This window comes from Marichromatium sp. AB32 (assembly GCF_003718675.1).
In the GTDB taxonomy this organism is placed as follows: Bacteria; Pseudomonadota; Gammaproteobacteria; order Chromatiales; family Chromatiaceae; genus Marichromatium; species Marichromatium gracile.
Genome location: NZ_RHFJ01000003.1, coordinates 102,585 through 125,453 on the forward strand (window position 1 = coordinate 102,585; position 22,869 = coordinate 125,453).

A 22,869-nucleotide genomic window follows, 5' to 3' on the forward strand; every position below is an offset into this window, starting at 1 on the left:
CATCGCGCTTCGGTCTGGCCGGTTAGCCGGCTGGCCATTTGTCCTACGGAGGTCACAACATGAATGCTGCCATCACTGAATACATCGATGTCGCCCAGCTCACGATCTGGGCTTTCTGGTTCTTCTTCGCCGGTCTGATCTACTACCTGCGTCAGGAAGACAAGCGCGAGGGTTATCCGCTCGACTCCGATCGCACCGAGCGCTCGGGCGGTCGCGTCAAGGTTGTCGGTTTCCCCGGCATGCCCGCGCCCAAGACCTTCATCCTGCCGCACAACGGCGGTACCGTGCAGGCGCCGAACCCGAAGGCACCGGAGACCAACCTCAAGGCCAAGCCGATCGCGCCCTTCCTCGGTGCCCCGATCGAGCCGATCGGCGATCCGATGACCGCTGGCGTCGGCCCGGGCTCCTCGCCCAACCGTGAGAAGCACCCCGACCTCACCGAGGACGGTCGTCCGAAGATCGTGCCGCTGCGCGTGGCCACCGACTTCTCCATCTCCAGCAAGGATCCCGATCCGCGCGGCATGACCGTGGTCGGTCTCGACGGCGCCAACGGCGGCACCATCACCGACGTCTGGGTCGATCGCTCCGAGCCGCAGATCCGTTACCTCGAGATGAAGACCGCTCAGGGTGGCAAGCAGGTGCTGCTGCCGATCAACTTCTGCCGCTTCAACAAGAAGGAAGGCAAGGTCAAGGTGGTGTCGCTGCGCGGCGAGCACTTCGCCAAGGTGCCGACCCTGGCCAGCCCGGATCAGGTCACCCTCTATGAAGAGGACAAGGTCTGCGCCTTCTATGCCGCGGGCAAACTCTACGCCACCGAAGAGCGTGCAGAGCCCCTGCTGTGAAGGAATACGACTTCGAGCCTATTCGGGGTTTGCCCGAGCAGCTTCCTCCTGGTGAGGAGCTGCTCTGGCAGGGCGCGCCGCGCTGGAACGTCCTGGCGCGGCGCGTCTTCCACGTCAGGAAGATCGCCGTCTACTTCCTGTTGCTGGCAGTGCTGCTGGCATTCGGGTGGGCGGATCAGGGCGGCGTTGCCGCCGTGGTGCAGGGAACGCTGTGGATCGCCATGCTGGCGGCGCTGGCCATCGGCGCCCTCGTGTTGCTGGCCTGGGGGATGGCGCGGACCACCGTCTACACCATCACCTCGCGTCGGGTGGTGATGCGGATCGGTGTGGCGCTGCCGATGATGATGAATCTGCCCTTCGCGCAGATCCGCACCGCTGATCTGCGTCGCTACGCCGATGGCTGTGGCGACATCCCCCTGCTGCTCGCTGAGTCCGCGCGTCCTTCCTACGTGCTCTTCTGGCCCCATGTCCGCCCCTGGACCTTCTCGCCTCCACGCCCGATGCTGCGGGCGATCCCGGACGTCGACCGGGTCGCCGGAATCCTGGCCGATGCCCTCAAGGCCTTCGCCGAGAGCGGCGAGGAGCAGGATTCCGCGAGCGACAGCGAGGCCGAGTCCAGTCCCGCAGCCGCTTCCTGACGAGGTCTCATCTTGAGTGATCCATTTGGTGAACGCCCGTTTCCGCGGGGCGTGCTGATCGCAGTCGCGATCCTGCTCGGCTCGATCATCCTGATGATCAGCATCGCGCGTCTCACCGGCATGTCGCCGGAGCAGATCCCGGTGGCCCCGGCGGTCGAGACCAGGGATCTGCGTTTCGAGTCGCAGCCCGAGGACGTGCTCGCCGTCTACGACGACACCACCGGCGAACTGATCGAGACCTTCGCGCCCGTCGAGGGCGGTTTCGTGCGTGGCGTGCTGCGCAGCATGGGGCGCGAGCGCATGCTGCACCAGGCCGAGGCCGGGGCACCCTTCCAGGTGGCGCGTCGCGCCGACGGTGCGATCACCCTGGAGGATCCGGAAACCGAGATCCTGATCCGGTTGCGCGCCTTTGGCGAGAGCAACGAAGGCGTGTTCGCCGAACTCCTGGACGCCGAGCCGGTCTCCCAGTGAGCCCATTCGTGGCGCGTCCCCGCGGGGACGCGCCTGCTCGCGCGTATCGACCCTGATGCGACCGGGCAGCGGATGGTCTCGGTGATATCGGCGAGCCCTGCGGCTCGCCTCAGCAGCAGAATGGGTCGCATCGCATGACCGACTTCGGTTTCCCAGTCCTCTTCGCGCTCGGGCTGTGGTGGTTGGGCACCGGCGTGGTGCTCTATCTCGACAATCTGCCGCGTCGCACCTTCCGCTGGACCATGCTCGGCGGCATCGTGGTGCTGGCGGTGGCGATCTTCGGTTTCGCCCTGAGCAGCCTGCACGACGGCCGTCTCGCCGCCTATGCCGGTTTCACCTGTGGTCTGGTGATCTGGGGGGTGTTGGAGATGAGCTATTTCACCGGCTTTCTCACCGGTCCGCGCAAGCTTGCCTGCCCCCGGGACTGTCGTGGCTGGCGTCGCTTCTGGCTGGCGGTGCTCACCAGCCTCTATCATGAGCTGGCGATCATCGCCACCGCCGTGTTCCTCATCCTGATCGCCTGGGAGCAGCCCAACCAGGTCGGGGTCTGGACCTTCATGGTGCTGTGGCTGATGCGCTGGAGCGCCAAGCTCAATCTCTTCTTCGGTGTGCCCAACCTCAACGAGGATTGGCTCCCCGAGCATCTGCGCTATCTCAAGAGCTACATGCCCAATCGCGGCATGAACCTGCTCTTCCCGATCTCGATCACCGTCTCCACCGTGGTGGTGGTGCTGATGGTGCTCGAGGCGATTGCGCCACACTCGGCCGGCGCCGCCGCGGTGCGCCTGAGCCTGGCCACCACACTGCTCGCGCTGGCGCTGCTCGAGCACTGGCTGCTGGTGCTGCCGCTGCCCGACGAGGCGCTCTGGTCCTGGGCGTTGCCGAATCGCCAGGATGCGGCCAAGGATGATCAGGGTGGCTCGGGTGCGGATGGTGGCGCGCTGCGCTCGGCGGTGTCGCGCACCCGCCCGCAGGGCGGCGAGGGCGGTGATTATGCCGCCCCCGCCTGTGGCCGACGAACCGGATGGGCCTCCGGGCTCTGAGGGTTTCGGCCTACCTGTGCAAGGTGTCGAGCGGGGTGGTCGGCATCGCGCCGCATGGGTGCCGGGAACTTTTTCGTCGGTCACCGTGACAAGGTAGAGCTTCGTCTGCAGTCGACGTATAATCCTCGGTGCCAGCCATGGCGAGCGCGGCGCGGTCGCATGGAGTCCTGAGCGCAGATCGACGAGACCGTCGGTGTGCTCGATCCATTCGGAAAATCCCGCTTGGACAAGCGCTTGCAAGATGCCTTCGGCGGCCCGACGGGGTGCCGAGACATCCTGAGCCAGGTTCTTCGCGGAGAGATTCATTGAGTCGTGCTGGCCGTCCAGCGCTCGCGCGCCCTCGTCCACGAGGTCCGTGAATCCGCCGGACATTCCGAGTCGGATATGGATGGATTCGAGACTGCGACACTTTGGGGTGGCCACGGCCTGGTCCGTCGCGTCGGTACCCGGATGTTCGCGGCACAACCTGAAGACAGGTTTGACACATGGCGCCTCTCTCTACCAGTGTGCCGTTCGAGTTGCTCGACCGGTATGGCCAATCCTCGAGCGGATGTCCGTTCTCCCCCTCGGGTCTGGTCTCCGACCGATCCTTCTGCGAAACCCTCTACCGAGAAGCACTCGCCGAGCTGGCAAGTGCCCCGGATGATGATCTCGCGCTCTACGTCCACGTGCCCTTCTGTCACGTGCGCTGTCTCTACTGCGCCTGTGATACCACCATCACGCATAGCGAGGAGAAGGTCGACGGCTATCTCGACGCCCTCGAGCGTGAGTTCGGGCGGGTCGCCGAGCTGATCGGGCGGGGACGCCGGGTGGTGCAGCTGCATGTCGGCGGTGGGACCCCCAACCATCTCAACGAGCCCCAGCTCGCCCGGTTGATGGAGATCGTCGAGCATCACTTCACACTCGCCCCCGATGCCTGCACCTCGATCGAGTGCAACCCCCGTCGGGCCTCGGCCGGCCAGCTCGATCTGCTCTACGGGCTCGGCTTCAAGCGCGTCAGCTTCGGGGTGCAGGACCTCAACACCGATGTGCAGCGCGCCATCGGCCGCTTGCAGTCGCTGGGGATGGTGCGCGATGTCTACCATACCGCGCGCGACACCGGCTTCGAGAACATCAGCTTCGACCTGATCTATGGTCTGCCCTTCCAGACCGCCGAGGGTTTCCGCACCACCCTCGATCAGGTGATCGATCTCGCCCCCGACCGCATCTCCTGCTTCAGTTACAATCACGATCCGGTTCGCCGTCCCCACCAGCACGCCATCGACGCCGCGATGCTGCCGAGCGCCGAGCAGAAGCTGGCACTGTTCCGCCAGGCCGTCGAGGCCTTCACCAAGGCCGGTTATCGCTGGGTCGGTCTCGACCTGTTCGTGCGCGAGGGCGATGAGCTGGCCGTCGCCCAGCGTGCTGGTCAGCTTCACCGCACCGCCATCGGCTATACCCCGTTGCCGGCCTCGCGGGTGCTCGCCTTCGGCCCCAGCGGTGTCGGTGAGCTGGGTGAGGTGCTGGTGCAGAACGAGTCCGATCTGCGTGCCTGGCGGGGACGGCTCGATGCCGGTCAACTGCCGGTCGCCGCGGGACGGCGACTGGGTGAGCGGGAGCGTCGGCGCCGTGATGCGCTGGTCTCCCTGATGTGTAACATGCGTCTGCCCGCCGCGTCGGCCGCCGCGCTCAAGGAGGACCAGGATCGTCTGCTGTGCGATGGCGACGGTGGGCTGGTCGAGGTCAGCCAGGATGGTATCCGGGTCACCCCCGAGGGGCGCTATCTGCTCCACGGACTCTGTGTCGAGCGGGGCGGTTCGAGTGGCTGGGGCAGTACGCAGTGGCGATCGATCCTAGTCCAATGAATCAACCAGTCAATACCACCGTCCCGGCCCCGGGGCGAGTCGGTCCCAACGCCATCATTCGCATCGCCGAGGCGCTCGAGTCCTTCGAAGGACGCGAGCGCGTCGAGGCGCTGCTCGAGGCCGCGGGCCTTGCGCACTATCTCGATGCCATGCCCGAGACCATGGTCGACGAGCGCGAGGTGACCCGGCTCCATGTCGCGCTGCGCGAGCTGATCGGGGTCGAGGGCGCCAAGGCGGTCTCGCGTGATGCCGGCGTGCGCACCGGCGACTATCTGCTCGCCCGGCGCATCCCGCGCCCGGCGCAACGTCTGCTCAAGATCCTGCCCGCGCCCCTGGCCAGCCGCGTGCTGATGACCGCGATCCGGCGCAACGCCTGGACCTTCGCCGGCTCCGGTCGGTTCGAGGCGCTGCCGGCCTATCCGCCGCGCTTCATCATCGAGGACGGCCCGATCTGTGCCGGCGCCCGCGCCGAGCATCCCCTCTGCGACTTCTACGCCGGGACCTTCGAGCGTCTCTACCGCAAGCTGGTGCAGCGCGAGGCGCGGGTCACCGAGACCGCCTGCCAGGCCAAGGGCGCCGAGACCTGCGTCTTCGAGGTCCGCTGGTAGACCGATGTCCGATGCACTTTCGCATGCCCCGCGGGGCATGCCGGTGCGCACTCGCTCCCCCGACTTCTCCGCCGCCCCCTGGTGCTCGGGCACCGGGCTGGCGCTGGTCTGTGGTGATCAGCGCTGGGACTACGATCGGCTCGGCGTCGAGGTCGCAGCGCGTGCCCGGCTGCTCCGCGATCAGGGGCTGGCCGCCGGTGAGCTGGTGCTCGCCCCCGATGCCCCGGTGCTCGATCTGCTGCTGATGCAGCACGCCCTGGCGCGGCTCGGTGCCGCGCTCTTCCCCTATCGTGCCGGACTCGACCGCGAGGCCCGCGCCGACCTGGCGCGGTTGGCCGCGGTCGAGTGGCACTGGGATCCGCTCGGTGCCCGGCTCGAACGGCTCGGCCCGGGGCCCGGGACGCCCCCGGCGCGCCCCCCGGCGCTGCTGATCCGTACCAGCGGCAGCAGCGGTGGGCGCATCAAGGCGGCGATGCTCGGCGCCGATGCCGTGCTCGCCTCGGCGCTCGGCTGCAACCACAGCCTCGGGCTCGGGGGCGGCGATCGCTGGCTGTGCTGTCTGCGCACCAGTCATGTCGGCGGTCTCGCCATCGCCTATCGCTGCGCCCTGGCCGGCGCGACCCTGGTGTTGCACCAGGGGTTCGCCGTCGAGCAGGTGGCGCACGATCTCGATGCGCACGCCATCACCCATCTCTCGCTGGTACCGCCGATGTTGGCGCGTCTGCTCGATCACGGCGTGCGGCCACCGGCCTCGCTGCGGGTGGTGATGGTCGGTGGTCAGGCGTTGAGCCCGGCGCTCGCCGCGCGCGCACTCGAGGCCGGCTGGCCGCTGCACGTCACCTACGGGATGACCGAGACCGGCTCGCAGATCGCCACCTCGGCGCGGCTGCACGCGGCGCCGTCGCCCGGACGGATCGGGCCGCTGCTACCCGGTTGTGCGGCGCGCGGTGGCAAGGCCGAGGCACCTGCGCGGCTGTGGCTGCGTGGGCCGGTGCTGATGCAGGGTTATGCCAACCCCGACAGGCGCCCCGGCGAGGGGCTGCGCGATGGCTGGTTCGAGACCTCCGACCTCGGCTGGGTCGCCGACGCGGGCGCGCTCTGGGTGCAGGGACGCGCCGACGACCTGCGGGTGATCGCCGGCAACAACGTCTCGCTCGCCCGCGTCGAGGCGGTGCTGGCCGGGGCGCCCGGGGTCACGGCGCTCGCCGTGGTCGCGCTCGAGGACCCGGTGTGGGGGCATCGGCTGGTGGCCGTCTACAGTGGCGAGGCGAGTGCCGATGAGCTGGCGGTGTGGTGCGCGGGGCCGCTGTCGGGCTCGGAGCGTCCGCGGAGCTGGCTGCGGGTGGCGGCGCTGCCGTTGCTCGACTCGGGCAAGTACGATCGGGTGGCGATCGGTTCGCTGGCGCGGACGGGGGCGGGCTGAGTCGGGTGCCGTGGCCGGCGCGCGCCGGCCACGGGGCGCGGATCACTGCGCCGGCGGGTGTCCGGCCGGGGGCGCCATGCCCATGCCGATTTCCTTGAGCTGATAGTCGTCGGGGACGGTGAAGAAGTCGTCGGCGATCGTCTCCTGGCGTACCGCGGTGACCTCGGTCTCGGTGCGCACCTCGGTGCCCATCATGTTCATGGTGCTGATGGTAAGGATCGGGAAGCCCTTGATCTTGTCGAGCTCGGCCATCTGCTCGGCGCCGCCGGGGATGTCGCCGGCGCCGGCCATGCGCATCATCCGGGTGTAGGGACGGACGTCGAGATCGATCTCCTCGGTCGCCCACACCTCCTGCTCGACCTGCATCATGCCCTGCTTGGTGACTGCGTACTTGCGGCACTCCCAGTCGCCGATCTGGCGGGTCTCGCCGGTGTCCTCGACGCTGACCTTGGTCTCGCTGATCATCGCGCGCATCTGCGCCATGCTCGGGTCGGCCATCGCCTTGGCGACGTCGTCGACGTTGATGGTGAAGTACTGCTGCAGACCGTCGTTGAGGAAGGTGATCACCCCGGACTCGGGGTCGAGGATCATGCTGTCGGCGTTCTCGCCGCTGTTGACCACCTTCATCTTGCCCGCGGCGATGTAGGTCTTGGTGAGGCTCTCCTGCGGCCCCTCGGTCATCACCGCCGAGCCGCGATTGACGGTCTCGATATAGTAGCCGTCGCCGGCGACGGCGAGCAGCGGCAGCAGCAGGGCGGCGAGCAGCAGCCCGGCCGGGAGTCGGGTTCGGCGCGCGGTATGGATCATGGTCATGCTCTCTCCTGGGATGTGGCCCTTGGGTCAGTCGTTGAGCCGGCGCTTGTCGAGTACGCGCCGGGCCTTGCCGACGAAACGCTCGATCGATCTCGGCTCGACCAGGTCGACATGGGCACGGATGCCGGCGACGGTCTGGATCTCGCGGCTGATGTGCTCGCACAGCCCCTGCATCCGGTCCATGCGATCGGAGAAGATCTCCGGGCGCATCTCGACCTTGACGTGGACCTCGTCGAGGGTGCCCGGGCGGTCGACCTCGATCAGATAGTGCGGGGTGGTGCCCTCGACGCGCAACAGCGCCTCCTCGATCTGCGAGGGGAAGACGTTGACGCCGCGGATGATCAGCATGTCGTCGGTGCGCCCGGTCACCCGGCTCATCCGCATGGTGGTGCGGCCGCAGGCGCAGGGCTCGCGATAGAGCCGGGCGATGTCGCGGGTGCGGTAGCGGATCAGCGGCGTGGCCTCGCGGGTGAGGTTGGTGATCACCAGCTCGCCCGGCTCGCCTTCGGCGACCGGCTCCAGGGTCTCGGGGTCGAGACACTCGACGATGAAGTGGTCCTCCTGGATGTGCATGCCGTCGTGCAGCGGGCACTCGCCGGCGACCCCGGGGCCGAACACCTCCGAGAGCCCGTAGTTGTTGAACGCCTGCAGCCCGAGCTGGTCCTCGATCTCGCGACGCATGTCCTCGGTCCAGGGCTCGCCGCCGAAGTGGCCGTAGCGCATCGGCAGGGTGGCCGGATCCATGCCGAGTTCGCGCGCGGTATCGGCGATGGTCAGCGCATAGCTCGGGGTGCAGATCAGCACCTCGGGGGTGAGCTCGCGCATGATGTCGATCTGGCGTCGGGTGTTGCCCGCCGCCGCCGGGATCACCGCCGCGCCGACCCGCTCGATGCCGTAGTGCAGGCCGAACCCGCCGGTGAACAGGCCATAGCCGAAGGCGACCTGGGCGGTGTGCGCCGGGCGCAGCCCGCCGGCGACGAGAAAGCGCGCGCACAGCTCCGACCAGGTGCGCAGGTCCTGCGCGGTGTAGGCGACGAAGGTGGGCACGCCGGTGGTGCCCGAGGAGCCGTGGATGCGCGCCAGCTCCTTGCGCGGCACGGCGAGGAAGCCGAGCGGCTGGTGGCGGCGCAGGTCGTCCTTGGTGGTGAAGGGCAGGCGCCGCAGATCGGCCAGCGAGCGGATGCTCTGCGGGCCGATCTCGGCGTGCTTGAACTGATCGCGGTAGAAGGGCACCTGGGCCACGCGCTCGACCATGGCGCGCAGTCGTTCGAGTTGCAGCGCCGCGATCTCCTCGCGCGGGAGGGTCTCGGCGCTGCGGTTCCAGATACGGTTCTCGCTCGACCAGTCGGGGTCTTGGTTGGACATTGGCATTGGGTCTGTGGTTGGCGTCAGCCGACGTGACGCATCAGTTCCTCGGCCTCGACCACGTGCAGCCCGTGCTCGAGCAGGACCTCGATGGCGCGGTCGGGGTCCTCGAAACGGAAGATCAGGATCGCCTTGTCGTCGCGGCGCAGCGAGAAGGCATACATGTACTCGATGTTGAGTTCGGCGGCCTCGAGCACCGCCAGCGCGCCGGCCAGGCCGCCCGGGCGGTCGAGCACGTCGACGGCGACCACCTCGGTCTGCTTCACCACCCAGCCGCCTTGCTCGAAGATCTGCTTGGCCTGCTCCCACTCGCGCACGATCAGACGCAGGATGCCGAACTGGGCGGTGTCGGCGAGCGACAGGGTGAGGATGTTGATGTCCTCGGCCGCGATCGCCTCCAGCGGTGCCCCGAGCTGGCCGGGACGGTTCTCGAGAAAGAGTGACAGTTGTTGCAGTTTCATGGGTTCGACTCCCCTTTGTGCATCTTCCTGGCCGTCGTCACCGACGACGGGGCCGCTCAGTCGTGGCGGCGATCGATCACGCGCTTGGCCTTGCCCTGACTGCGCTCGATGGTGCGCGGCTCGACCAGACGGAGCATGACACGGATGCCGATGATGCGCTCGATCGACTGTGCCAGACGGGCGCGCACCTCCTCGAGTGCGCGCACCTTGTCGCTGAACACCTCGGCGGTGACCTCGACCTCGACGGCCATCTGATCGAGACCGTGATCGCGGGTGAGGATGATCTGGTAGTGCGGCAGGGTGCCCTCGACGGCGAGCAGCGCGGCCTCGACCTGCGAGGGGAAGACGTTGACGCCGCGGATGATGAACATGTCGTCGGAGCGGCGCTCGATGCGGCGCATCCGCCGCAGGGTACGACCGCAGGCGCAGCGCTCGGGGATGATCGAGGTGATGTCGCGGGTGCGATAGCGGATCATCGGCATCGCCCGCTTGCTCAGCGTGGTGATGACCAGCTCGCCCTCCTCGCCGTCGGGTAGCGGCTCGCCGCTCTCGGGGTCGATGATCTCGGGGTAGAAGTGGTCCTCGAACAAGTGCAGGCCGTGCTGCTCGGTACACTCGCTCGCCACCCCGGGGCCGACGATCTCGGAGAGCCCGTAGATGTCGTAGGCGCGGATCCCGGCGGCCTCCTCGATGTGACGGCGCATCGCGTCGCTCCAGGGCTCGGCGCCGAACACGCCGACGCGCAGCGGCGAGGCCGGCAGGTCGACGCCGAGCTCCTCGGCGCGCTCGAGCATGTGGGCGAAGTAGCTCGGCGTGCAGCACAGCGCCGAGACGCCGAAGTCGCGGATCACCATCAGCTGGCGGTCGGTGTTGCCGCCGGAGATCGGCACCACGGTCGCGCCCAGGGTCTCGGCGCCATAGTGCACGCCGAGCCCGCCGGTGAACAGACCGTAGCCGAAGGCGTTCTGGATGATGTCGCCGCGGTGCAGGCCGTAGCAGGCCAGCGCGCGGGCCATCACCTCGGACCACACCTGGATGTCCTCGCGGGTGTAGGAGACCACGATCGGCTTGCCGGTGGTGCCGGAGGAGGCGTGCAGCCGCACCACGTCGCCCATGGGCACGGCGAACAGCCCCGAGGGATAGGTGTCGCGCAGGTCGGCCTTGACGGTGAAGGGCAGCTTGGCGATGTCGGCGAGGCTCTGGACCGATTCCGGGGTGAGACCGCGCTCCTCCATCCGACTGCGGAACAGCGCCACGTTCTTGTAGGCATGCTCGACCACGGCGCGCAGTCGGCGCAGCTGCACCTCGCGCAGTGCCTGCTCGGGCAGGTAGTCGGGGGCGCTCGCGGGGTGGAAGCCACCGGCGGCGTCGTTCCAAAGCTCTTTAAACATGGGTGTCCTCTTGATCCGGATCGACCGTGGGCGTGCCCGGTCGACCCATGCTGGCGGATGGCGGGGCGCGGCGCGCCCCTGCCGATCGTTATTGACCGAGGTGGCGCGCCGCGCCCTCGCGACCGAGCGCGAAGGCCTGTTCGTTGATGGCGTGGAGCTTCTCGGCGAGGTTGGCGTGGAGCGCCGCCTCCCAGTGTGCCTGATCGATCTCGAGCGCGGTGGAGAGCGCGCCGAGCAGGGCGACGTTGAGGCTCTTGCGGTTGCGCAGCGCGCCGGGCTCGATGACATCCGGGCCGATCAGCAGTCCGCCGGCGCGCAGGGTGGGGCGGTTGATCTCGACCTGGGTGGCCTCGAGCACCAGCAGCACGTCGGCCTCGCCGGGCGGTACCATCGGGCTGAGCACGCCCTCGCCGTAGCGCACGTCGCTGCTCACCGAGCCGCCGCGCTGGCTCATCCCGTGCAGCTCGCTCTTCTTGACGTCGAAGCCGGCGCGGAAGGCCGCGTCGGCGAGGATGTCGGAGGCCTTGATGACCCCCTGGCCGCCGAGTCCGGCGATCACGATGTTCTTGACCTGTTGCATCGAATCTTCTCGCTCAAGGTGCGGGCGCGTGCCGTGGCGCGCGCCCCGGGTTCGGGGCGGCGTCGGCGCCGGGTGGGCGCCGACGACCGGGTTCAGTCCTGGGTCGCGGCGGCGCACTCGGCCTGTTCGGCCGCGGCCTTCTCGTAGAGCCGGATCTTCGGCGCGGCGAGCACGCAGGGCTGACGGGTGATCACCACCGAGGTCTCGTCGCGGGCGAGCAGCTCCTCGAGCAGCGGGCGCAGCCCGTCGGCGTTGCGGTGCAGGTCGAGCACATGGACGTTGTCGACGCCCATCGACTCGCACACCGACTCGAAGCTGATGCGCTTGGTCGGGCTGTGGTCGAGCAGGCGACCGGTGCCCGGGTGCTCCTGCTGGCCGGTCATCGCGGTGGTGGCGTTGTCGAGGATCAGCACCACGTGGCCGGTGGCCGGCGGGTTGTAGACCATCTCGGCGATGCCGGTGAGCCCGGAGTGGACGAAGGTCGAGTCGCCGATCACGCTGACCACCCGGCGTGCCTCGTCCTCGGGGAGGACGTGACGCAGCCCGAGCCCGACGCCGACGCTCGCGCCCATGCACACGCAGGTGTCCATGGCGGAGAAGGGCGGCAGTACGCCGAGGGTGTAGCAGCCGATGTCGCCCGAGACGATGCAGTCGAGATCACGCAGGGTCTCGAACACCGCGCGGTGCGAGCAGCCGGGACACAGCTCCGGCGGCTTGCCCGCCGGCGGCTCGCTCTCGGGGCTGGTGTCGCGGGCGAGGATGCGCCGTACCCGCGCGACATTGAGCTCGCCGAAGCGATACTGCTCGGCCTTGCCTTCGGCATCGATGCCGGCGGCGCGCAGGCTGTCGACCAGCACCGGGTCGCCCTCCTCGATCACCACCAGACGGTCGACGCTGGCGGCGAAGGCACGGATGCGCTCGAGCGGCAGCGGGTAGGTCAGGCCGATGGTCAGCTGGCAGGCATCGGGCGCGGCCTCGCGGGCGTGCACGGCGGCCACGCCGGTGGCGACGATGCCGAGTTCACGGTTGCCCCGGTGCTCCTCGATCGGCCCCTCGGCCTCGTTCCAGGCGGTGATCTCGGCGAGCTTCTGGCGCAGCCGACGATGTGCCGGCTTGGCGAAGGCGGGGATCATCACCCGCGCCGGGACGTCGCGGCGGAAACGCAGTGCGCTGTCGTCCTGATGCGGTGCGCGCGGACGCACCACCGTCTTGGCGTGACAGACGCGGGTGGTCAGACGCAGGATCACCGGGATCTTCCAGCGCTCGGAGAGTTCGAGCCCGAGCCAGGTGAAGTCGTAGGCCTGCTGCGAGTCGATCGGCTCGAGCACCGGCGCGGCGGCGGCGCGACCGTAGTGACGGTTGTCCTGCTCGTTCTGGCTCGAGGCCATGCCCGGGTCGTCGGCCGAGACGATCACCAGTCCGCCGTCGACATCGGTGTGGGTGGCGGTGAACAGGGCATCGGCGGCGACGTTGAGGCCGACGTGCTTCATGGTGACGATGGTGCGCGCGCCGGCGAAGGCCGAGCCGCAGGCGACCTCGAGCGCGACCTTCTCGTTGGGCGACCACTGGGCGCGGCCGCCGATGCGATCGAAGGTCTCGAGGATCTCGGTCGAGGGCGTGCCGGGATAGCCGGTGCCCAGCCGCACGCCAGCGTGCAGTGCTCCCAGGGCGACCGCGTCGTCGCCGCTCAACAAAAGCCGTTCTCCAGTCATGGTCTCGGTTTCGCTCTCGTAGTGCAGAAGGATTCTGGTTGCATTATCGGTCCCCTTGTTGCGTCGCAGCAACCAAGGGGACCGCGGCCCCTACCAGCTCAGGGTGAGCTCGGCGCGGACGAAGTAGCCGTTGTCGCGGCGGTGGGCGGCGTAGTAATCGCCCGGTTGCAGGTATTCGGCCATCAGGTGGCCGGCGAGATGGTCATTGAATCGGGTCTTGATCCAGGCGGTGAACAGATGACCGCGGAAGTCGCCCGCGCCGCTGATGTTGGCCAGCTGCGCGGCGCTGCGGGTGCTGTGCTGATCGGCCCAGAGGGCGTGGTAGTCGAGGGTGAGGCGGGTCGAGGGCAGCAGCTGGGCGATCCAGCCGAGGTTGGCGCGGTGCAGGTTGCTCGCCTCGCCCACCCGGGTCTCGAGCGGCCACTGATAGATCATCAGCTCGCTCCACTGCGGCCAGCGTCCCCACAGCGGGTCGAAGGCCTGGTCGCCGGCGCTGTCGGGGTCGTCGCCGGAGAGATACTCGTAGTCGAGATGGAGCTTGCTGTCGAGCCCGCCGCCGAGGTTCAGCGTCAGCCGGCTGTTGAAGCCGAGTGCGTCGAGATCGCGCCCGTTACGGGTGCCCCATTCATAGACGCCCTCGGCGCGCAGCCGCCAGCGCTCGGCGAGCGGGGTGTCGATGCGCGCGCCGGCGGCATAGACGTCGCCGTGCTCGGTGGGCGAGGTGAAGGGATAGCCGTTGTTGAAGCGCAGGTTGCCGGGCGTCTCGTTGGGGCGTGCGTGCTTGTAGATGAAGTAGCCGTCGAGATCGGCGCCGGGGATCAGCGCGCGGTTGCGGGCATAGAGGATGACGCCGCTCTCGTGTTGCTCGACCTGATCCTCGAGCTCGCCGTTGAGCGCCTGCGGGAAGCGTCCGGTGTCGGCGCTCTGGTCGATGTAGACCAGGTCGAGCTGGGTGTCGCCGGGGAGGTCGAGGGTGGCGCGGGCGGCGTCGAAATAGATCGAGCGCGAGCCGTCGAAGGGGCTGCTCTCGAGCACCAGCCAGCCGTTGCCGAAGATCAGGTCCTGACGACCGAGCTTGAGGGTGAGCGGCAGCCCGCCCGGCTCCTCGAGGGTGAACACCAGCCGGTCGAAGAGCACCCCGCCGCTGTAGTTGCGCTCGAACCCCGGCAGCGGCCAGGCGCCCGGGGTCGGCAGCACATAGTGACGCCCCTCCCAGATCAGCCGGGCGTCGAGGCGCACGCCGGGGTCGATCTCATAGCCGCCCCAGAGCCGGGCGCGATAACGCTGGAAGTTGCGTTCGGCGGTGGGGCTGTCGCTGTTGAAGCCGACGTTGCCGATGGAGACATGGCGCAGTCTGAGATCGGCGCCCCAGTCGAAGGCGTCGCCGGCGGCCTGGGTCGGAGCCGCGAGCAGCAGCGCCGAGAGCGCGATGAGGGGACGGGTGAGCCTAGCGCAGCGCATCTTCCACCTGCTGTTCTTCGAGTGCCCAGAGTCGGTCCGCGGCGCTGGGTTCGTCGTCCGCGGTGTTGCGTCGGATCCATCCATAGAGCAGACAGATCAGGGTCACCAGGATGCTGCCGAGATAGGCGAGCCATACCCAGGGGTCTTCGATGCCGAGCATGCGTCTTCTCCTGCTGGGGCCCGGTCGGGCCGGGCGTCGTTGCGTCGTCCGGGGCGCCGGCTGGTGATGGCGACCGGTGTTTCAGTCTCGGGCGGCGCGCTCCGGGAAGCAGCGGGCCAGGTGTTCGGGCTCGGGCGGGCGGGTGACCGCGCTCACCAGGATCAGCGTCAGGGTGGCCGCCGGCAGTGCGATCAGCACCGGGTCGACCATCGGCCAGTTGGGGTGATCGGCCAGCAGGCTGGTCTCGCCGCCGGTGAGGTGCTGTACCAGACCGATGGCGGCGGCCTCCTTGGACTTGATCAGCACCAGCCAGAACAGCGACACGCCCATCCCCACCAGCATCGAGGCGAGCGCCCCGGCGCGGGTGACCCGGCGCGAGAACAGCGCGCCGAAATAGGCCGGCAGGAAGCTCGCCGCGCACAGCCCGAAGAAGATCGCGGTGAAGCGCGCGACCACGTACTCCTGACGCACCGCGTAGCTGATGGTGACGGCGATCAGCAGTCCCAGCATCACCGCCAGACGCATCACCATGAGGCTCGGTTCGCGCTGGCGGCCGCGGCTGATGCGCTCGTAGAGGTCGCGCCCGGCGGCGGTGCCGATGGTGTGGAACTGGCTCGACATGGTGCTCATCGCCGCGGCCAGCAGCGCGAGCAGGAAGACCACGCCGAACCAGCGCGGCAGCGCCGCGCCGATATAGGCCGGGATGATGCGGTCGGCATCGCCGCCGACGGCGGTGATCGCGGTGGAGCGCCCGCCGAGCAGGGTGAAGGTGGCGCCGCTGGCATCGCGTGCGGGATCGCGGCTGGCGACGATCAGCGGCACCGGGCCGCGCGCCGGGTCGACCGACCAGTGGCCGGTGGCGTCCTGCACCATCGGCTGGACCAGGGCGTGGTCGTGCTCGCCGTCGAGCGTCTCGACCAGCTGGCCGTGGATCTCGGGGCCGTTCTTGGCGAACCAGACGTTCGACAGGCTGCCGACCAGATAGGGGGTGCCGACCATCAGCAGGATGAACACCGCGCCGATCGGGACCGCGCGATCGAGCTCGCGGCGGCTGCGCACGGTCATGAAGCGCACCGCCAGCTGCGGTTGGGCGAGCACGCCGATGCTGACCCCGAGGATGATGCCGCTGACCACGATCCACCACAGGTCATATTGGTGCGAACCCCAGCCGAACTCGGGCATCGCCGTCCAACCGCGGTGGCCGATCTCCTGCAGGGGCGCCGGCACCAGGTCGGCCATGTCGGTGAGCGCCTGGTGGGCCTCGCCGATGCCGCCGAGGGAGGAATAGGTGAACACCAGCAGGAATAGCATCGCCCCCATCATCACCAGCCCCTGCAGGGTGTCGGTGTACATCACCGCCTTGAGCCCGCCGGGGATGACATAGGCGGCGGTGATCAGCGCGAAGACCAGCAGCGCGACCTCGAAGTCGATACCGAATTGGGTGGCGGCGAAGACGCTGCCGCCGGTCATCACCGCGGCGGCGTAGAGCGGCATGAAGAGGAAGATCAGCCCGCCGGAGAAGAGCTGGATGGCGCGGCTCTGGTAACGCTTGCCGAGCAGCTCGGGGAAGGTGTGGGCGCCGAGCTGATGGCCGAGTCGACGGGTCGGCTCGCCGAGCAGCGCGAAGGCGAGCAGGATGCCGACGGCGATGTTGGTGAACACCAGCCACAACAGGCTCATGCCGAACAACCCGGCCACTCCGCCGAAACCGACGATGGCGGCGGTGGAGATGAAGGTGGCGCCATAGGAAATGGCCATCACCACCGGATGGGTGCCACGCCCGCCGACGAGGAAATCGGCCGCCGAGCGAGTGCCGCGATAACCGAGCCAGCCGAGATAGGCGGTCGTCAACAGATAGGTCAGAATGACGACGATGTCGATCCAGCCCAGGGCCGCGGTGTCGGGCATGTTTCCCCCTCGATCAGGTCGTTAGCGAATGCGGGGGCGAAAAATACCCAAGTCGTGCGGGGCTTTATATAGATCCAGCGCAGTTAAACGCGGTTTTTTGAAGGTTTTGTTGCATCGAGGGACACTTATGGAAAACTACAAGGTCGTCAGACCCGGACATCTCAACCACTATGGTTATCTATTCGGTGGTTTCTTGCTGCAGTGGGTCGATGAGATCGGCTGGATCGCCGCCAGTCGCGACAATCCCGGTTGTCGCCTGGTCACCGTCGGGATGGATCGGGTCGAGTTCCATCACAGCGTGCGCGAAGGGGCGGTGCTGCGCTTCGAGGCCGTCGAGTCGTGCCGTGGTAACAGTTCGCTGACCTATGCGGTGAGTGTCTTCGCCGACGACCTCGAGACCGGCGCCGAACAGGAGATCTTCTCGACCTGCATCACCTTCGTGCGGGTCGACGAGGATGGGCACAAATGCCCGTTGCCGGGGCGCTGAGGTCAGTCGTCAGCCGGAAAGACTGAACCGCTAAGACTGAACCGCGAAGACGCAAAGCGCGCAAAGTTATTTAATTTCAAGGCTTTGGCGACTGGAGCTGCTTCCCGCTGGAGGCTGAAGATAGCTTGCTCTTTTCCCGCTTCGCGACCTTGGCGTCTTCGCGGTTCAATCTCGCTGGCCGCTGGCCGCTGGCCGCTGGCCGCTGGCCGCTGGCCGCTGGCCGCTGGCCGCTGGCGTCGCGGGTCCTCACTCGGTCGGCGCGGCGGCGAGGTGGGGTTCGAGGGCCGCGCGCAGTTCGGGGGCGAGGCTGCGCGCGCTCCCCGGCTCCAGGGCGATCTGCACATGGACCGTGCGCGCCCGCGCGGCGAGGCGGCCGGCGGCGTCGAGGAACCGGTAGCCGAGGCTGAAGGCGCGCTGGCGTAGCTCCAGCACCTCGACCTCGACGCAGATCCGCTCGCCGTGCTGCATCGGTTGCAGATAGTCGGCCTCGGCGTGGGTGAGTGGCAGCAGCAGCGTCTGCGCGGCGATCATCGGCGGTAGCGGCTGGCCGATCTCGCGCATCAGCGCCTCGTAGGCGTCGTGTGCATGACGAAACAGATGGGCGAAGAACAGGCGTCCGGCGGCATCGGTGTCGTGTAGCTGGACGGTGAAGCGGTATTCGAAGGGGCGGGGGATCATGACGCGCTCTGGCTGCGGCTGGACCTGGGCGTCGATGATAGCAGCGCGGCGCGACGGGCGGTTACACTCGGAGGTTTCAGCGAGTCGACGCACCTCGTGTCGCGTGCGTCATGGATCGGAGCGTCAGGATGCGCAACCATTTCGAGAGCCCCTTCGCCGGCAAGTCACTGCGCGAGCAGGTCAGCAACCCCAATATCGAGGTCGGCGAATACAGCTACTACTCGGGCTACTATCACCATCACTCCTTCGATGAGTGTGTGCGCTATCTCGATCCCGATCGCGACGATGTCGACCGCCTGATCATCGGGCGCTTCTGCTCGATCGGCAGTGGTGCGGTGTTCATGATGGCCGGCAACCAGGGCCATCGCAGCGACTGGATCAGCACCCATCCCTTCTTCTATCGCGACGACACCCCCTTCGCCGGCGCCCTCGATGGCTATGTCCCGGCCGGCGACACCGTCATCGGCAACGATGTCTGGATCGGCAGCGAGGCGATGCTGATGCCCGGCGTGCGGGTCGGCGACGGGGCCATCGTCGCCAGCCGCGCCCTGGTCAGCCGCGATGTGCCGCCCTATACCGTCGTCGCCGGCAATCCGGCGCGTCCGATCCGGGTCCGCTTCACCGCCGAGGAGATCGAGCTGCTGCTCGAGATCGCCTGGTGGGACTGGGAACCCGAGCAGCTCGAGGCGGCGATGCCGCTGCTCTGCGCCCAGAATGTCGCGGCCCTGCATCGTTTCTGGTTGCAGCATCACGCCCCCGCCTGATCCTTCCGCCTGGTTGAATCCTTGCCCTCTGCGCCCAGTGTCGCGGGTGAGTCGGGAGATTCCGACTCACCCTGACGAGGACACGTCTCGTCTGCAGGTTTGCAACCAGCCGATCAAGGGAGGTCAGAGATGATGTCTGCAACGCATGTGTCTGCCGTGCGCATCCTCGGCGCCGCGCTCCTCGCGCTGCTGTTCGCCATGCCGGTGCCGGCCGAGGAGGGAGAGGCGGTCCCGGCGACCACACCGATGCCGATGGGAGGCCCGGGGCCGATGCCGCCCGCGGGCATGTCCCCGGGTGCGATGGGCATGGGCCCCGGCATGCCGCCGCCGATGATGCGCTCGCGCTGGGAGATGCAGCAGGCGCACATGGAGCGCATGGAGCGTCACATGGCCAATATCGAACGTCTGCTCGAGGCGCTGGTCGAAGCACAGCGTAAGGGCGACTGAGCCCAGGCCGGCGCGCCCACGGGCGCGCCCGTTCCATGCGGCCAGCACCGAGGTCGGTCATGCGGGCTGCCAGCGATGCCGCGACGGGTCTGCGCTGTGGTATGAGCGTTGCCCACGACACGCCCCGTGTCCACCGTCATCGCGGCACTGTCCATCGATTCTGCAGCGCGTTTCCGCGCCGATCCGGATCCTCGCCTTCGTCTACAACGCGCTCGGTGTCGCGGTTGCGGCTGGGGTGTTGTATCCGGCCCTTGGCCTGCTGCGCTCGCCGATCGTCGCCGCCGCCGCGGTGGGCCTCAGTTTTTGATCTGATCGCCAACGCGCTGCGGCTCAAATCCCTGAAACTCTGACTTCTGGAGCAACGAACGATGCATCATGGCTGGATACCCGGTGGGTTGGGTTGGATCTTCTGGGTCCTGGTGATCCTGGGCGTGGTCTGGGCACTGCGTGCCGGGCGGCGCGATGGGCGCGGCCGCGAGGGATGTGCCAGCGAGGAGGCGCTGCGCATCCTCGAGTCGCGCTATGCGCGCGGCGAGATCGAGCACGATGAATTCGAGCGCCGACGCGAGGATCTGTTGCGCTGAGCGGTGATGCGGCGCTCAGCGTGGACGACAGCTGCCGCTCTCCGACCAGAGCCCGTCGAGTTCGTCGACGAGTTGCGCGCGCACTCTGGTGAAGGCGGGCGAGTCGTGCTCGGGGTGGGGCGGTGGCGCCGGGGCGAGCGCGCCGATCCGTGCGCTGAGCTGGGCGCTGGCGCCGTGACCCTGTTGCAGACAGACGAGCACCCCGGCCATGGCGCCGGGGTCGAGCCCGGCGCGCGCGAGCAGCGCCTCGGCGGCCCGATCGGCGGCGATCTCGCGCTGCAGGTCGAAGTGCTGGACGACGGCGCCGAGATCGATGCGCTGATCGGCCGAGTCGGGGGCGGCGCAGAAGTGACCGAGCCGCTGGTGGGAGATCTCGTGGGCGAGTACCGCGGCGAGCTGGGCCTCGTCGCCGACCAGTGCGATCAGACCGTCGCTGACCAGGAACTGGCCGCCGCCGAGGGCGAAGGCGAGCGGCTCGAGGTTGCGTACCAGGTGGATTCGCACCTCGGTGTCGAGCCCGGCGATCGCGCCGAGTCGGGCGCCGAGGGCCTGGACGTGACGGCGCAGCGGGTCGCCCGAGGCGCGCAGCGGCCAGTCGCGCTCGATGCGCTGCATGGTCCGCTCGGCGGTGGCGCAGCCCTGGTCCGCGCCGCCGCCGAACAGCCCACCGAACAGCGCCAGTCCGAGCAGCCAGTGGAGCGGCATCGTCCGGTCGGTGCCGCGCTCAGCCGCGCACCACGAAGGTCGACTCGTCGGTGTCGTAGCTCGACCCGGCCTTGACGCGGTGCTCGATCACATAGGTCCCCGGTGGCACGTCGCTGGGGATGGTGATCTCGGCCTGGGCGGCCCAGCCACCGGCGGAGCGGGTGCTGGTCTTGGCCGGCAGGCGTGCTACCGAGCGGCCATCCTTCTTCAGCGTCCAACTCTCGGTGACCGAGGTGCGCGAGACGCTCGGGGGCAGCATCACCGAGTAGTCGGTGACCAGATCGACCGACTGGCCGCGGCCGACCGTACGCGGCGAGTTGGAGCCGCGGCGGATCTTGACCTGGGTGCGCTCGACCGGTTTGCTCAGACCGTAGACCCGGCTGTCGGCGGCGCTCGAGCGCACCTGACGCGACTGGTACTGATTGAGTGCGACCACGCTCCAGCCGAGCGCGCCACCGATGGCCGCGCCCGCCGCCGCGCCGCGCGCATCGCCGGTGACCAGCGCGCCGATGCCGGCGCCGACCAGCGCGCCGATGCCGGCGCCGGCGGCCTGATCCTGGGTATCGCCGGTGGTCTGGCAACCGCTGACCGCCACCGTGGCGGCGAGCGCCGCCGCGGTCAGACCCTTACGATATGGTGTTTTCATCATCTGCTTCCTCGCGATGCTGTCGATTCGGTGTCGAGGGCCGTCCGGGCCGAGCGGCCCGGACCGGCGTGCCTCACTGGGGCATGGTCGGGGCCGCTTCGGGGGCCGCTGCGGGATCATCCCAATAGGGGGTCTGACCCGCCGGGAGCTTGGGGATGGCCTGCTCGAACTTGGTGATGGCCGAGCGGATCGCCGGGATCGGCGGCGGCTGGATCGCCTCGAAGCTGGTGTCGTCATAGACGTACTTGCCGCTGCCGCTCGGGTACTCGACGCCGAGCTTGAGGCTGTGGCTCTCGCCGTCGACCGGGATGTAGGAGCGGAAGGTGACCACGTAGTCGCTCTGGAGGATGTTCTGGATCTCCTCGACGATGCGCTGCATGCGTGCGGTGGTCTCGCCGACCAGGTAGTAGACGCCGAAGGAGTTCTTCGACAGCGCCTCGAGGTTCTGGAAGTGGCTCGGGTCGATGCGTGAATAGGCGAGCGAGTAGATCGGGATCGGCACGCTGAGGTTGGAGATACGGGTCATCAGCTCGTTGCGGGTGATCGAGCTGCCCTCGTCCTTGCCGTCGGAGAACACCACCAGCGAGCAGGAGACCACGTAGTTGCCGCCGGCCACCGAGCCCTGGGCGCTCATCGCGCACATCTGCATGCCGGCACCGATGGTGTCGTAGAGCCGGGTCTTCATGCCGTCGGGCTGGATGTCGGCGATGCGCCGGGCGAGCACCCGCTCGTCACGCTCGAACTGCGAGACCAGCTCGTAGCCCTGCTTGGTGTCGCGTACCGCCAGCACCGCGATCTCGTCCTGCGGACGCTTGCTCTCGATATAGCCGATGGCGGCGCGCAGGGTCTCCTCGAAGGGTGCGCCGGACATGGTCTTGCTCGCGTCGATGACCAGCACGCTGCGGGTGGCCTCCTCGCGCTGACGGATCGACTGGATGCCGTACTGACGCTTCATCGGGTTGTAGGGACGGCCCTTGACCATCAGCCCGATGTTGAGCTCGTTGAGGTTGATCAGCGGCTGCATGTCCGAGTCGAAGGTGCGCAGATAGACCTGGACGAAGGGGTAGAGCGTATAGTCGGTGCGGTAGATCTTGAGGCCGTAACCGCCGGGTGCGGCGAAGCCGTAGCCGCTCTGGGCCAGCGCGGCGCCGCTGCCGGTCAGGGCGAGGATCAGGGTGGTGAGGGCCAGGAGCGCGTGGCGCAGCCACGGACGGCGGGTGGTTCGGGGACGAGCTGATTGCATGGGCGATTCCTCGATGTATCACACGATGGGCCGAACGCCACGCCGGGCGTGGCGTCACTCGTGCCGCCGCCCGGTCCCTCGACGCGGGCGACGAACGATCCCTGTCCGGGGCGGGCGAGGTCAGTAGCTGCGCTCCGCCCCCTTGTACTTGAATCCCCACCCCGAGCTACCGCCACTCGATGGGGCTGGCTTGGGCGCGGGCTTGGGCGCGGGCCGGGGCCGCGCCTTGGGCGGTTCGGGTGGTGGCTTGGCGACCACCACCGGTTCGCGCCTGGGTTGCGGCTTGGGCTCGACGGCTGGTGCCGGCTCCTCTGCCGCCTTGGTCTCGGGCTTGGGGGTCGAGACCACCGGCTGCGAGAGGTTGGGCGCGCGCTGCTGCTCGAAGAGGTCCTGCAGCGATCCGGGGCGGCGGGTCGAGGTGCTCGGGGCGTCGGGCTGCTGATCGGAGAAGATGCTCGGCAGCGGGCCGCTGGGGATGCTGGCGGTCTGTGGCGGTGGCGTGGGGCGCTCGCTGCGGGGCGCGACCAGCGCGGCGCCCGCGCCGGCCGCTGCTGCGGCCGCAGCAGCGGCCGGCGCGGGCGCCGCGCTGGTCGCG

General features: G+C 68.5%; 24 protein-coding genes and 1 pseudogene. 11 read left to right on the top strand and 14 right to left on the bottom strand.

The genetic code is table 11. The features are described from left to right. The first annotated feature begins 59 nt into the window (after positions 1-59). From puhA to EBL85_RS02135, 7 genes are all read left to right on the top strand, one after another. Complete coding sequence (gene puhA / locus EBL85_RS02105; RefSeq protein WP_123139963.1) at positions 60-842, top strand: photosynthetic reaction center subunit H; 783 nt, start codon at positions 60-62, stop codon at positions 840-842. Continuing rightward, complete coding sequence (puhB, locus tag EBL85_RS02110; RefSeq protein ID WP_123139962.1) at positions 839-1,480, top strand: photosynthetic complex putative assembly protein PuhB; 642 nt, start codon at positions 839-841, stop codon at positions 1,478-1,480. The genes puhA and puhB overlap by 4 nt, the downstream gene beginning before the upstream one ends. A gap of 51 nt (positions 1,481-1,531) precedes the next feature. Next, positions 1,532-1,951 (top strand): photosynthetic complex assembly protein PuhC, encoded by a 420-nt coding sequence (puhC, locus tag EBL85_RS02115; protein WP_223806025.1) that lies wholly within the window; start codon positions 1,532-1,534, stop codon positions 1,949-1,951. A gap of 134 nt (positions 1,952-2,085) precedes the next feature. Beyond that, positions 2,086-2,994 (top strand): putative photosynthetic complex assembly protein PuhE, encoded by a 909-nt coding sequence (gene puhE, locus EBL85_RS02120; protein WP_123139960.1) that lies wholly within the window; start codon positions 2,086-2,088, stop codon positions 2,992-2,994. Positions 2,995-3,479: 485 nt separating this feature from the next. Beyond that, positions 3,480-4,838, top strand: a complete 1,359-nt coding sequence (gene hemN, locus EBL85_RS02125) for an oxygen-independent coproporphyrinogen III oxidase (RefSeq protein WP_123139959.1) — start codon at positions 3,480-3,482, stop codon at positions 4,836-4,838. Further along, positions 4,835-5,446: a bacteriochlorophyll 4-vinyl reductase gene (gene bchJ, locus EBL85_RS02130; protein ID WP_123139958.1), complete on the top strand. Its 612-nt coding sequence runs from the start codon at positions 4,835-4,837 to the stop codon at positions 5,444-5,446. The genes hemN and bchJ overlap by 4 nt, the downstream gene beginning before the upstream one ends. 37 nt (positions 5,447-5,483) lie before the next feature. Beyond that, complete coding sequence (locus EBL85_RS02135; protein ID WP_223806028.1) at positions 5,484-6,869, top strand: AMP-binding protein; 1,386 nt, start codon at positions 5,484-5,486, stop codon at positions 6,867-6,869. 42 nt (positions 6,870-6,911) lie between these two features. Here the strand turns inward: EBL85_RS02135 and EBL85_RS02140 are convergent, their stop codons facing one another. From EBL85_RS02140 to EBL85_RS02175, 9 genes are all read right to left on the bottom strand, one after another. Then, positions 6,912-7,682, bottom strand: coding sequence for a DUF4412 domain-containing protein (locus EBL85_RS02140; protein ID WP_123139956.1), 771 nt, complete (start codon positions 7,680-7,682; stop codon positions 6,912-6,914). 27 nt (positions 7,683-7,709) lie between these two features. After that, entirely contained in the window at positions 7,710-9,047 is a 1,338-nt protein-coding gene (locus EBL85_RS02145; protein ID WP_123142042.1) for a phenylacetate--CoA ligase family protein, read from the bottom strand. Positions 9,048-9,070: 23 nt separating this feature from the next. Further along, positions 9,071-9,508: a hypothetical protein gene (locus EBL85_RS02150; RefSeq protein WP_005221249.1), complete on the bottom strand. Its 438-nt coding sequence runs from the start codon at positions 9,506-9,508 to the stop codon at positions 9,071-9,073. 56 nt (positions 9,509-9,564) lie between these two features. Continuing rightward, positions 9,565-10,899 (bottom strand): phenylacetate--CoA ligase family protein, encoded by a 1,335-nt coding sequence (locus EBL85_RS02155; RefSeq protein WP_123139955.1) that lies wholly within the window; start codon positions 10,897-10,899, stop codon positions 9,565-9,567. An 88-nt stretch (positions 10,900-10,987) separates the two neighbouring features. Beyond that, positions 10,988-11,479: an indolepyruvate oxidoreductase subunit beta gene (locus tag EBL85_RS02160; protein WP_062272373.1), complete on the bottom strand. Its 492-nt coding sequence runs from the start codon at positions 11,477-11,479 to the stop codon at positions 10,988-10,990. A 92-nt stretch (positions 11,480-11,571) separates the two neighbouring features. After that, the gene (locus EBL85_RS02165) at positions 11,572-13,191 is read right to left on the bottom strand and encodes a thiamine pyrophosphate-dependent enzyme (protein ID WP_062272371.1); all 1,620 of its coding nucleotides are present in this window, start codon (positions 13,189-13,191) and stop codon (positions 11,572-11,574) included. Between the two features lie 90 nt (positions 13,192-13,281). After that, the gene (locus tag EBL85_RS02170) at positions 13,282-14,652 is read right to left on the bottom strand and encodes an alginate export family protein (protein WP_123142043.1); all 1,371 of its coding nucleotides are present in this window, start codon (positions 14,650-14,652) and stop codon (positions 13,282-13,284) included. Further along, on the bottom strand, positions 14,639-14,812 hold the full coding sequence (locus tag EBL85_RS17170) for a symporter small accessory protein (protein WP_165913431.1): 174 nt from the start codon (positions 14,810-14,812) through the stop codon (positions 14,639-14,641). The genes EBL85_RS02170 and EBL85_RS17170 overlap by 14 nt, the downstream gene beginning before the upstream one ends. 81 nt (positions 14,813-14,893) lie before the next feature. Then, positions 14,894-16,720 (bottom strand): sodium:solute symporter, encoded by a 1,827-nt coding sequence (locus EBL85_RS02175; RefSeq protein ID WP_123142044.1) that lies wholly within the window; start codon positions 16,718-16,720, stop codon positions 14,894-14,896. A gap of 127 nt (positions 16,721-16,847) precedes the next feature. On the opposite strand from EBL85_RS02175, the gene EBL85_RS02180 reads away from it, so the two are divergent. Then, positions 16,848-17,207, top strand: a complete 360-nt coding sequence (locus EBL85_RS02180; RefSeq protein ID WP_123142045.1) for an acyl-CoA thioesterase — start codon at positions 16,848-16,850, stop codon at positions 17,205-17,207. 246 nt (positions 17,208-17,453) lie between these two features. Here the strand turns inward: EBL85_RS02180 and EBL85_RS02185 are convergent, their stop codons facing one another. Continuing rightward, positions 17,454-17,885, bottom strand: coding sequence for a thioesterase family protein (locus tag EBL85_RS02185; RefSeq protein WP_123142046.1), 432 nt, complete (start codon positions 17,883-17,885; stop codon positions 17,454-17,456). Positions 17,886-18,013: 128 nt separating this feature from the next. On the opposite strand from EBL85_RS02185, the gene catB reads away from it, so the two are divergent. The 3 genes from catB to EBL85_RS02200 all read left to right on the top strand — a co-directional run bounded on the left by catB (position 18,014) and on the right by EBL85_RS02200 (position 19,680). Beyond that, the gene (gene catB / locus EBL85_RS02190; protein ID WP_123142047.1) at positions 18,014-18,649 is read left to right on the top strand and encodes a type B chloramphenicol O-acetyltransferase; all 636 of its coding nucleotides are present in this window, start codon (positions 18,014-18,016) and stop codon (positions 18,647-18,649) included. 129 nt (positions 18,650-18,778) lie between these two features. Further along, entirely contained in the window at positions 18,779-19,096 is a 318-nt protein-coding gene (locus tag EBL85_RS02195; protein ID WP_148040507.1) for a hypothetical protein, read from the top strand. Between the two features lie 395 nt (positions 19,097-19,491). Next, entirely contained in the window at positions 19,492-19,680 is a 189-nt protein-coding gene (locus EBL85_RS02200; protein WP_200189243.1) for an SHOCT domain-containing protein, read from the top strand. Between the two features lie 15 nt (positions 19,681-19,695). Here EBL85_RS02200 and EBL85_RS02205 read toward each other — a convergent pair whose 3' ends face one another. The 4 genes and pseudogenes from EBL85_RS02205 to EBL85_RS02220 all read right to left on the bottom strand — a co-directional run. Then, positions 19,696-20,385 (bottom strand): M48 family metallopeptidase, encoded by a 690-nt coding sequence (locus EBL85_RS02205; RefSeq protein WP_123142048.1) that lies wholly within the window; start codon positions 20,383-20,385, stop codon positions 19,696-19,698. A 19-nt stretch (positions 20,386-20,404) separates the two neighbouring features. Continuing rightward, complete coding sequence (locus EBL85_RS02210) at positions 20,405-21,034, bottom strand: glycine zipper domain-containing protein (protein WP_123142049.1); 630 nt, start codon at positions 21,032-21,034, stop codon at positions 20,405-20,407. Positions 21,035-21,104: 70 nt separating this feature from the next. After that, the gene (locus EBL85_RS02215) at positions 21,105-22,274 is read right to left on the bottom strand and encodes a VWA domain-containing protein (RefSeq protein WP_123142050.1); all 1,170 of its coding nucleotides are present in this window, start codon (positions 22,272-22,274) and stop codon (positions 21,105-21,107) included. Positions 22,275-22,394: 120 nt separating this feature from the next. Beyond that, positions 22,395-22,869, bottom strand: a pseudogene (locus tag EBL85_RS02220) (serine/threonine protein kinase); the annotation flags it as partial.

What these genes read in the sequence shown, in the direction of transcription:
- EBL85_RS02180 (WP_123142045.1), top strand. Translation starts at nt 16,848, where the DNA reads ATGGAAAACTACAAGGTCGTCAGACCCGGACATCTCAACCACTATGGT.
- catB (WP_123142047.1), top strand. Translation starts at nt 18,014, where the DNA reads ATGCGCAACCATTTCGAGAGCCCCTTCGCCGGCAAGTCACTGCGCGAG.
- EBL85_RS02205 (WP_123142048.1), bottom strand. Translation starts at nt 20,385, where the DNA reads ATGCCGCTCCACTGGCTGCTCGGACTGGCGCTGTTCGGTGGGCTGTTC.
- EBL85_RS02175 (WP_123142044.1), bottom strand. Translation starts at nt 16,720, where the DNA reads ATGCCCGACACCGCGGCCCTGGGCTGGATCGACATCGTCGTCATTCTG.
- EBL85_RS17170 (WP_165913431.1), bottom strand. Translation starts at nt 14,812, where the DNA reads ATGCTCGGCATCGAAGACCCCTGGGTATGGCTCGCCTATCTCGGCAGC.
- EBL85_RS02160 (WP_062272373.1), bottom strand. Translation starts at nt 11,479, where the DNA reads ATGCAACAGGTCAAGAACATCGTGATCGCCGGACTCGGCGGCCAGGGG.
- EBL85_RS02210 (WP_123142049.1), bottom strand. Translation starts at nt 21,034, where the DNA reads ATGATGAAAACACCATATCGTAAGGGTCTGACCGCGGCGGCGCTCGCC.
- hemN (WP_123139959.1), top strand. Translation starts at nt 3,480, where the DNA reads ATGGCGCCTCTCTCTACCAGTGTGCCGTTCGAGTTGCTCGACCGGTAT.
- EBL85_RS02195 (WP_148040507.1), top strand. Translation starts at nt 18,779, where the DNA reads ATGATGTCTGCAACGCATGTGTCTGCCGTGCGCATCCTCGGCGCCGCG.
- EBL85_RS02145 (WP_123142042.1), bottom strand. Translation starts at nt 9,047, where the DNA reads ATGTCCAACCAAGACCCCGACTGGTCGAGCGAGAACCGTATCTGGAAC.
- EBL85_RS02155 (WP_123139955.1), bottom strand. Translation starts at nt 10,899, where the DNA reads ATGTTTAAAGAGCTTTGGAACGACGCCGCCGGTGGCTTCCACCCCGCG.
- puhE (WP_123139960.1), top strand. Translation starts at nt 2,086, where the DNA reads ATGACCGACTTCGGTTTCCCAGTCCTCTTCGCGCTCGGGCTGTGGTGG.
- puhA (WP_123139963.1), top strand. Translation starts at nt 60, where the DNA reads ATGAATGCTGCCATCACTGAATACATCGATGTCGCCCAGCTCACGATC.
- EBL85_RS02165 (WP_062272371.1), bottom strand. Translation starts at nt 13,191, where the DNA reads ATGACTGGAGAACGGCTTTTGTTGAGCGGCGACGACGCGGTCGCCCTG.
- EBL85_RS02150 (WP_005221249.1), bottom strand. Translation starts at nt 9,508, where the DNA reads ATGAAACTGCAACAACTGTCACTCTTTCTCGAGAACCGTCCCGGCCAG.
- EBL85_RS02135 (WP_223806028.1), top strand. Translation starts at nt 5,484, where the DNA reads ATGCCGGTGCGCACTCGCTCCCCCGACTTCTCCGCCGCCCCCTGGTGC.
- EBL85_RS02170 (WP_123142043.1), bottom strand. Translation starts at nt 14,652, where the DNA reads ATGCGCTGCGCTAGGCTCACCCGTCCCCTCATCGCGCTCTCGGCGCTG.
- bchJ (WP_123139958.1), top strand. Translation starts at nt 4,835, where the DNA reads ATGAATCAACCAGTCAATACCACCGTCCCGGCCCCGGGGCGAGTCGGT.
- EBL85_RS02215 (WP_123142050.1), bottom strand. Translation starts at nt 22,274, where the DNA reads ATGCAATCAGCTCGTCCCCGAACCACCCGCCGTCCGTGGCTGCGCCAC.
- EBL85_RS02185 (WP_123142046.1), bottom strand. Translation starts at nt 17,885, where the DNA reads ATGATCCCCCGCCCCTTCGAATACCGCTTCACCGTCCAGCTACACGAC.
- EBL85_RS02140 (WP_123139956.1), bottom strand. Translation starts at nt 7,682, where the DNA reads ATGACCATGATCCATACCGCGCGCCGAACCCGACTCCCGGCCGGGCTG.